Annotated in this window: 1 tRNA gene and 1 rRNA gene; both read right to left on the bottom strand. The window is 51.8% G+C overall.

Going from position 1 to position 255, the window contains the following annotated elements:
- Nucleotides 1-32 precede the first annotated feature (32 nt).
- Nucleotides 33-109, bottom strand: a tRNA-Ile gene (locus KW846_RS30640).
- Between the two features lie 81 nt (nt 110-190).
- A 16S ribosomal RNA gene (locus tag KW846_RS30635) occupies nt 191-255 on the bottom strand; the annotation flags it as partial.

Raw genomic sequence — 255 nt, 5'->3', positions numbered from 1 at the left:
CCGTATTTCTACAGGCGTTTCCCACACAAAATTGGTGGGTCTGGGCAGATTCGAACTGCCGACCTCACCCTTATCAGGGGTGCGCTCTAACCAACTGAGCTACAGACCCAATTTCGGGCTGCTTCTTATCGTCTTCTTCAATGAATCAAGCAATTCGTGTGGGAGCTTATGGAGCAGCTGAGTCGTCGATTAAGGAGGTGATCCAGCCGCAGGTTCCCCTACGGCTACCTTGTTACGACTTCACCCCAGTCATGA

Source organism: Pseudomonas sp. PDM32, from assembly GCF_019219225.1.
GTDB classification, from domain to species: domain Bacteria; phylum Pseudomonadota; class Gammaproteobacteria; order Pseudomonadales; family Pseudomonadaceae; genus Aquipseudomonas; species Aquipseudomonas laurylsulfatiphila.
Note: the sequence above shows the minus strand (reverse complement) of the source record. Positions and strands in the feature narration are given on the sequence as shown.